General features: G+C 35.3%; 9 protein-coding genes and 1 pseudogene. 4 read left to right on the forward strand and 6 right to left on the reverse strand.

Going from position 1 to position 8,138, the window contains the following annotated elements; translation table 11 throughout:
• From WBY99_RS05915 to WBY99_RS05925, 3 genes and pseudogenes are all read left to right on the forward strand, one after another.
• Nucleotides 1-195: pseudogene (locus WBY99_RS05915) on the forward strand (DUF5606 domain-containing protein); the annotation flags it as partial.
• Nucleotides 196-303: 108 nt separating this feature from the next.
• A complete protein-coding gene (mazG, locus tag WBY99_RS05920; protein ID WP_423975411.1) occupies nt 304-1,080 on the forward strand; it encodes a nucleoside triphosphate pyrophosphohydrolase in 777 nt (258 codons plus the stop codon).
• Nucleotides 1,077-2,150 (forward strand): FUSC family protein, encoded by a 1,074-nt coding sequence (locus WBY99_RS05925; protein WP_423975412.1) that lies wholly within the window; start codon nt 1,077-1,079, stop codon nt 2,148-2,150. The genes mazG and WBY99_RS05925 overlap by 4 nt, the downstream gene beginning before the upstream one ends.
• Before the next feature lie 24 nt (nt 2,151-2,174).
• Here the strand turns inward: WBY99_RS05925 and WBY99_RS05930 are convergent, their stop codons facing one another.
• Nucleotides 2,175-3,299, reverse strand: coding sequence for an ABC-2 transporter permease (locus tag WBY99_RS05930; protein WP_423975413.1), 1,125 nt, complete (start codon nt 3,297-3,299; stop codon nt 2,175-2,177).
• A gap of 38 nt (nt 3,300-3,337) precedes the next feature.
• A complete protein-coding gene (locus WBY99_RS05935; protein WP_423975414.1) occupies nt 3,338-4,438 on the reverse strand; it encodes an ABC transporter permease in 1,101 nt (366 codons plus the stop codon).
• Between the two features lie 131 nt (nt 4,439-4,569).
• On the opposite strand from WBY99_RS05935, the gene WBY99_RS05940 reads away from it, so the two are divergent.
• Nucleotides 4,570-4,746 (forward strand): hypothetical protein, encoded by a 177-nt coding sequence (locus tag WBY99_RS05940; RefSeq protein WP_423975415.1) that lies wholly within the window; start codon nt 4,570-4,572, stop codon nt 4,744-4,746.
• 33 nt (nt 4,747-4,779) lie between these two features.
• Here WBY99_RS05940 and WBY99_RS05945 read toward each other — a convergent pair whose 3' ends face one another.
• From WBY99_RS05945 to WBY99_RS05960, 4 genes are all read right to left on the reverse strand, one after another.
• Entirely contained in the window at nt 4,780-5,532 is a 753-nt protein-coding gene (locus WBY99_RS05945; RefSeq protein ID WP_423975416.1) for an ABC transporter ATP-binding protein, read from the reverse strand.
• Nucleotides 5,529-6,470, reverse strand: coding sequence for an ABC transporter ATP-binding protein (locus tag WBY99_RS05950; protein WP_423975417.1), 942 nt, complete (start codon nt 6,468-6,470; stop codon nt 5,529-5,531). The genes WBY99_RS05945 and WBY99_RS05950 overlap by 4 nt, the downstream gene beginning before the upstream one ends.
• Nucleotides 6,471-6,500: 30 nt before the next feature.
• Nucleotides 6,501-7,472, reverse strand: a complete 972-nt coding sequence (locus WBY99_RS05955) for an HlyD family secretion protein (RefSeq protein WP_423975418.1) — start codon at nt 7,470-7,472, stop codon at nt 6,501-6,503.
• 71 nt (nt 7,473-7,543) lie between these two features.
• Nucleotides 7,544-8,138 (reverse strand): TolC family protein (locus WBY99_RS05960; protein ID WP_423975419.1); only part of this gene is annotated, 595 nt, incomplete at its 5' end.

Below are 8,138 nucleotides of genomic sequence, written 5' to 3' on the forward strand. Positions count from 1 at the left end.
GGATATATTACTCCAGATAGTTTTGTAAAAGCAGAAGCTGAAATGGAAGAACCAACAGAAAACGAAGCAAAATCAGAAAAAATCGAAACGAAAAAAGCCGCTCCAAAAAAAGAAAAAGTAGCAACCCCGAAAGTGAAAGCTGCAACTTCTTCAGCGAAATCAGCACCGAAAAGTACGCATAGAAAAATGGGATAAATTCCCTTTTTCTTTTAAATATCACCTTGTCAAATTTAAAATATTGACAAGGTTTTTTATTTAAACTAAATTTGCAATTTGTATCCTTCATCAAAAACCCAAAAACTCATGAACTCCAGACAAGAACAACTAGACGCTTTCAATCGCTTACTCGATATCATGAATGATCTACGCGAAAAATGTCCGTGGGATCAAAAGCAAACGTTGCAATCGCTTCGCCATTTGACTCTGGAAGAAGTATATGAACTTTCTGATGCTTTGTTGAATGAAGATTTACACGAAATTAAAAAAGAATTAGGCGATGTTTTGTTGCATTTGGTTTTCTATGCGAAAATAGGTTCCGAGAAAAATAGCTTCGATATTGCCGATGTCATTAATTCTTTAAATGAAAAACTGATTTTCCGTCATCCTCATATTTATGGTGATGTAGAGGTAAAAGATGAAGAAGAAGTTAAACAGAACTGGGAAAAACTAAAGTTGAAAGAAGGCAATAAATCGGTACTTTCGGGGGTTACAAAAGGAACTCCGAGTTTGATAAAAGCATACCGGATTCAGGATAAAGTAAAAGGAATCGGCTTTGAGTTTGCCAATGCCGAAGATGCCTGGAAAAAAGTAGATGAAGAATTAGCCGAGTTTCATGCTGAAACTGATCTTGATAAAAAGGAACAGGAATTGGGAGACGTCTTTTTCTCGCTCATCAATTACGCCAGGATTTCCGGGATCAATCCTGATTCAGCTTTAGAAAGAACGAATAATAAATTCATTTCGAGGTTTCAGAAAATGGAAGATTTGGCTATCAATAAAAACCTAAAATTAGCAGATTTGAATCTCGAACAAATGGATGAACTTTGGGAAGAAGCTAAAATTTTTGAACAAATAAAATGAAGTTTAATCATGAATTAAATAGTCGAGTAAAATCGCTCGTAGAAATAAAAACGACAGAGCGTCTTTGGCATTTTCCATTTCTTGCAGGGATTTGTGTGGGGCTGTGTCTTTTTGTTGGTTGGTATTTTGACAGACCTGCTTATGGGAATCTTTCGAGTATTGGTGCTTTGGTTATTCTTTATTTTATACAAGCTCCACTTGCAAAACGAATGACTCATTTGTGTGTTTGTGCGTTTGGTTTCAGTCTCGCTTTTGCGATGGGAAGTTTGTTGAGTTTTAATCCTTATGTAAGCGCGATTGCATTGGGATTAATTGCGTTTTTTGCACACTTGATTACTTCTTATTTTGATATTCCACCACCGAGAAATTTCTTTTTCATCATGGTTGGTGCAGTGGCAATTTCTCTTCCATTTAATGCAGAAACGATTCCTGTGAGAGTCGGTTTGGTTTCGATGGGTGCAATGCTGTCTGTGTTTTTGGCATTCTTCTATTCGGTTTTTATTGCGCAAAAAGTAGAAGCACCAAAGGCGAGAAGAATTCTAAAAAAGGAACGCTGTACGAAAATTGTTGAAAGTGTAATTCTATCATTTGCTATGTTTTTTGCGCTTTTAATCGGGAATTTTTTAGAAATGAAAAGCGCTTATTGGATTCCCGTTTCAGCATTGGCTATTATGCAGGGTAAAGATTTAGTTCATACCCGACAGCGGAATTTGCATCGGATTTTCGGGACTTTCATAGGAATGGGATTAACTTGGGTCATTCTTATTTTAGAACCAAAAGGATTGGCATTGGTTTTCATTATCGCAGGATTGCAGTTTGTGATTGAAATGATTGTGGTTCGTAATTATGGTTTAGCGGTAATTTTCATCACTCCTTTAACCATTTTTCTTGCTGAAAATTCTGCCGGAACGATGATTAATCTTTATGATTTAATGGAAGCACGGATTTTAGATACCATTATCGGAAGTTTAATAGGACTTGCAGCTGGCTGGTTTCTGCACCGCCAAACCTTGGTGTCTAATCTGGAAAAAAAAATACGCGGTGCACAATTGAGGTTCAAAAGACCATGACTTTTTTGATTTTGGGGTAATGGACTAATTCGTTTTTCTATACCTCAAAACCGCCCAAATAATCACCACAATTCCTACTCCTGATATAAATGCAAAATGCGGTAATAAATCCGTAAATCCACTGTTTTTAAGCATAATTAATCGAATGGCATCTACGCCGTAAGTTACAGGATTTGCGTAGGCGATATATTTTGCCCAATCGGTCATACTTTCTATTGGAGTGAAAAGTCCGCTCATTAAAATGAATATCATCATGAAGAAAAAAACCATAAACATCGCTTGTTGCTGGGTTTCGCTATAAACCGAAACCAAAAGTCCCATTCCTAAAATCATGATGAGGTATATCGAAATAAACCCATACAACAAAAGAAAACTTCCCTGCATTTGAATTTTGTAAACGAAAATCGTGACCAAAAGTCCGATGCTAAAAGCAATCATCGCCAAGATCCAAAACGGAATGAGTTTTCCTAAAATGAAATCTCTTTTCTTAATTGGCGAAACATTAATCTGTTCGATGGTGCCGATTTCTTTTTCCTGTACAATATTTAAAGCCGCTAAATAACCGCTGATTAAAGTCACCAAAAAAGCCAAAATTCCCGGAACTAAAGAAAGTCGGTAATTGTAATTTTCGTTGAACCAAAATAAAGGAGTGATTTCTAAACCGGAAGTTTTTTTCATACTTTCCAATTCCGGATTCATTTGAACCTGAATTTGTTTATTATAGTTTTGTAAAATTTGCGCCAGATAACTTGCCGAAAGGCCGGCTTTTGTTCCGTTAATGGCATTAATAGCGATTAAGGTTTTTACGTTGTTTTCGCGCACCAAATCTTTCTCGAAATTATTAGGGATTTCGATGATTAAATCGGCTTGGTCTTTTTCGATTTCTTGATAAGCAGTATTGTAATTTTCGCCATATTCTACTATTTTAAAATATCCGGAAGCGGTAATTTTTCGAATGAGTTCTCGCGATTGGGTTGATTTATCGTGATCTACAACGGCGATTTTAATGTTTTTTATTTCATAATTTGCGGCTAACGGAAGAATAACCAATTGAATAATCGGCATCACGAAAATAATTGCCAAGATTGCTTTGTTCCTGAAGATTTGCAGGAATTCTTTTTTAATTAATATGCGTAATGTTCTGAACATTTTTTTGGTTATTATCTTTTATCTATTCGTTTATCATCTTACTCCAATCGTATTTTAAATTTCTTCACCGCAACCACGAACAAAACCATCATCATTCCAAAAAGAACTAAAACTTGTTTCCAAACGACTTCTAATCCTGTTCCTTTAATCATGATGTTTTTTACAATTTCGTAGTACCATTTCGCAGGAATCACGTTGCCAATGATTTGTAGCGGAATTGGCATATTTTCGACGGGAAACATAAATCCGCTCAACATCAACGTTGGAAGCATGGTTCCGATGAGGGAAATCAACATTGCGGTTTGTTGCGAATTGGTGAGAATTGAAATCACGATTCCGATTAGTAAATTGGTGATGATGAAAATAATGCTGATGCCGAACAATAAAAAGATATTTCCTTTAATTGGTAAATCGAGAACGGTTACACTTAAAATTAAGATAAAAACCAAAATAATCATCGATAAAATAAAGTAGGGGATTGCTTTTGCTAAAATAATAATGTGAGGTTTCATGGGCGAAACGAGCAGAACTTCCATGGTTCCGGTTTCTTTTTCGCGAACGATTGCGATTGCCGTCATGAGAACGCAAATAATTAATAAAATAAATGCCATCACACCAGGAACGAAATTCGGTGCGCCTTTCAATTGCGGGTTGTAAAGCATTCGGATTTCCGGTTGTACGCCGGTTGTTTGCTGCAAAGTTTGTTGTCCATAAAAATCCATGATGATATTCGACATGAAACTGTAAATCTGATTCGCCATATTGATGTCGGTTCCGTCTGTTATCAATTGCAACTGAACTTTTTTTCCGCTGTTCATTTCTTGGGAAAATTGTACAGGAATCACCAGAATCATTTTTATTTTTCCGCTTTTGAAAGCATCTTCAGCTTCATCGATTGATGTTAAGTTTTTGTCAATATCGAAATACTGATTGGCATTAATTTTAGAAATTAATTCAATGGAATTTTGGGATTGGTCTTGATCTAAAACAGCGATTTTGGTGTTTTTAACTTCGGTGCTTAAAGCAAAACCAAAAAGAAGAATCTGCACAATCGGCATTCCGAAAAGAATCAATAAAGTTCTTTTGTCACGCAAAACGTGCCAGAATTCTTTTTTCACAAAAGTGATTAATTGTTTCATTTCTTTAGTGGAAAGTTGAGGGTTGAAAATTGAAAATTATTTTCTTCCCAGATTTTCTTTGGTTGTTTTCATATTTTTTATAAGCATTTTTTAAATTTTAGTACAATATTTTATAATTGAATTTTTAGTACATGACAAAAAAACAAAACTTCTTTTTTACCGCAAAAGTGACAAAAGCAATAATTAAAAAAGAATTTCAAAAGATTGCAAAATGTAAAACGTTTATTTTGCAAACTTTGATTTGCTTACACTTTATAGTTAAAGCTTTTGTCTCTTTTGCAGTTGAAAAATATCATATTAAAAATTGAATTATATTGTTTTTCATAAGTTTAAATTTTCAACTAATCAACTCTTTTCGCGCCTCTTGCCAACTCATAGAAAACGCCATCCATATTTTGGGCATTGAATTGTTTTTTCAAATTTGAAGGCGTATCCAAAGCCGCGATTTTTCCATCAACCATAATCGAAATTCGGTCGCAATATTCCGCTTCATCCATGTAATGTGTGGTGACAAAAATCGTAATTCCCCGTTCAGAAGCTTCGTAAATCATATTCCAAAATTGTCGCCGTGTTACAGGATCAACTCCACCTGTTGGTTCATCTAAAAACACAATTTGCGGTTCATGAAAAATGGCGACCGAAAAAGCCAGTTTTTGTTTCCAACCTAAAGGAAGTTCCGAAACCAGTTTGTTTTTCTCCTTTTCAAGTCCTAATTTTTTAATGAGTTCAGCACCTTTAATTTTGAGTTCTTTTCTCGGTATTCCATAGATTCCACCGAAGAAATCGAGGTTTTCTTTCACGGTTAAATTTCCGTACAAAGAAAATTTCTGACTCATATAACCGATATTTTTTTTAATTTTTTCGGTTTCTTGATAAACATCAAAACCGGCAACAGTTGCCGTTCCCGATGTTGGAATCGAAAGTCCGATGAACATTCGCATCGCCGTGGTTTTTCCCGCACCATTTGCGCCAAGAAATCCAAAAATTTCTCCTTTCTTTACTTCAAAACTAAGGTGATCCACCGCAGTGAAATCTCCAAAAACTTTGGTGATATTTTCTGCTTTAATGACGATATTTTGATTTTCAGAATTCATTTTAATGAATAATTTTCGGGCGATAATAAACGGATAAAACTGTCTTCAATACTCGCTTTTATAGGATTAATTTCGATATTTTCGAAACCTTCTTTTTTTAAATATTCTCTTATTGTTTCAGAATTAAAACTTTCGTTTTTTTCCGAAGTTAAATGCACAAATTCTCCGTAAGCATAAACATTTTTCTTTTCCGGGAAATTTTCTAAAGCATTCAAAACGCTCGAAGTTCGCCCTGCTTTAATTTCAAAAAGCAAATCAGGGAAAGAATTACTGATGTTTTCCGGCGTTTCAATCGAGAGAATTTTTCCGTTTTGCATCAAAGCGATTCGGTCGCACAGCGCAGCTTCGTCCATATACGGAGTTGCGACAACCATTGTGATTCCTTGTTTTTTTAAACGTTGTAACATTTCCCAAAATTCTTTTCGGGAAACGGGATCAACGCCGGTTGTTGGTTCGTCGAGAAATAAAACTTTCGGTTTGTGAATTAAGGCGCAGCACAAAGCGAGTTTCTGTTTCATTCCGCCCGATAATTTTCCGGCTCTGCGATCTTTAAAAGGTTCGATTTGAATATAAATATCTTTAATTAAATCGTAATTTTCGGCAATCGTTGTATTAAAAACACTGGCAAAAAATTCTAAATTCTCTTCAATCGTTAAATCCTGATAAAGCGAAAATTTCCCCGGCATATATCCCAAAATCTGCCGGATTTTTTTATAATCTTTTACGACATCTAAATCTTCAATCGAAGCAGAACCAGAATCGGGCAACAAAACCGTGGTCAACATTCGAAAAATTGAAGTTTTCCCAGAACCATCCGGACCAATTAATCCGAAGATTTCACCGTGATTCACCTCGAAACTCACGTCATCAACTGCAAGAATTTTTTCTTTTTTCTTGCCGTAAGTTTTTACGAGATTGTTGACGATGATTGACTTCATTCTTTAGTTGATGGTTGAGAGTTTAATGATTTAAAATTTTACGTCGCCGTACATTCCGATTTTTAGGAAGCCATCGTTTTTCACATGAATTTTTGTGGCATAAACTAAGTTTGCTCTTTCGTTTTTGGTTTGAATGGTTTTCGGTGTGAACTCGGCTTTGGAGCTGATCCAATAAATTTTCCCTGGAAGTTCTTTCGTTTTTCCTTCTCCGGAGTCGATGAGAACTTTCACGTTCTGCCCGATTTTCATTTGAGATAATTGATCTCCGGTGACGAATGTTTTCAAAGTCATCACTTCTAAATTTGCCATTTTAAAAATGGGTTTTCCAATGAGTGCAAATTCTCCTTGATTTAAATATTTGGTTAAAACCATTCCCGAAATTGGACTTTCGATACTATTATTTGTTAATTGTTCGTCAATTTGCGCTACTTTTTTCTCGGTCGGTTTTCTTTCGCTTAAAATTGCGCGATTCTGAATATCAACATTTTCTTTGGTTGTAGAAATCTGTTGTTGCAGAACATTCAACTGACTTTGAGCCGCAGAAATTTGTTTTTGAATGACTTTAATTTGTCCGTTTGCATCATCGAGTTGTTTTTTTGTCGCCGCATCTTTTGCTACCAAATTTGCAGTTCGATTCCTTTCTCTCACTGCATTGGTGAGCTGTTCCTGCAAAATCGAAACATTATCAGATTGGCTGGAAATCTGGGATTGCAGAACCTGAATTTGCGGAAGTGCAGAATTGGTTTTTTGTGAAATTGCATCGAGGTTTGCAAGAACCTGTTCTTTTTGAAGTTCCACATTTTTGGGATCTATTTCACCCACTTTTTCATGGAGTTTTAATTGTTGACCTTCTTCCAAATTCAGTTTCAAAATCGTTCCATTTGCTTTTGCAGTGACCAAAATTTCATCCGCTTCGAAAGTTCCGGAAGTGTCGTAAGAATTATCTGAATTATTGCAGGAAAAAAGGACAAAAACGGTTATTAAAAAGATATATTTTTTCATCGGATTTTTTATTTTTAATGAAAATAGAAGTTAATTTTAAAACTCAAAAACTCAAAAACTCAAAAACTCAATCACTGATTCAATTGCGCTTTCAGATTATATTGTGTTAAAAGATATTGAATTTCGTGGATGATTTTTTGGTTTTTTGCACGATCGAGTTCGTTGACTTCTCGAAGATAATCGCTCGTGGTAATCACGCCGTTTTCTAATTGGGCGAGGGAAGCGGTTTTAATGCTTTCGCGCAACATGACAAGTTCGTTATCTTTCGCAATTAATTGCTGAATTTTATCGAGATCATTATTGTTCTGAATGGTTTGAAATTTCTGATTGAAAAGGAAGTTTTCTTTCTGAACATCGATTTCCTGTTCTTGAGTTTGAAGCAAAGCTAAATCGTTTTTTTTCGTGTAAAATCCTGAAATCGGAATATTCAAACGCAAACCGCCGATGTAGAAAATATCGAATTCATTTTTCAGCATATTGAAACCCGGTTTTCCGTAACCGCCTTGGAAAAAAGCACCCAATTTTGGAAGATTTCTCGAATTAATATTTGATTTTTGCTGTTCTAAACCGAGTTTTTGCAAATCAAAAAGTTGGAGTTCGGCGCGTTTGTTTTCGTCTTGAATAAGAATTTTTTCGGGTTTTTCGAGCGTTGTATTTTCGTAGATA

The organism is Kaistella sp., from assembly GCF_049588135.1.
In the GTDB taxonomy this organism is placed as follows: Bacteria; Bacteroidota; Bacteroidia; order Flavobacteriales; family Weeksellaceae; genus Kaistella.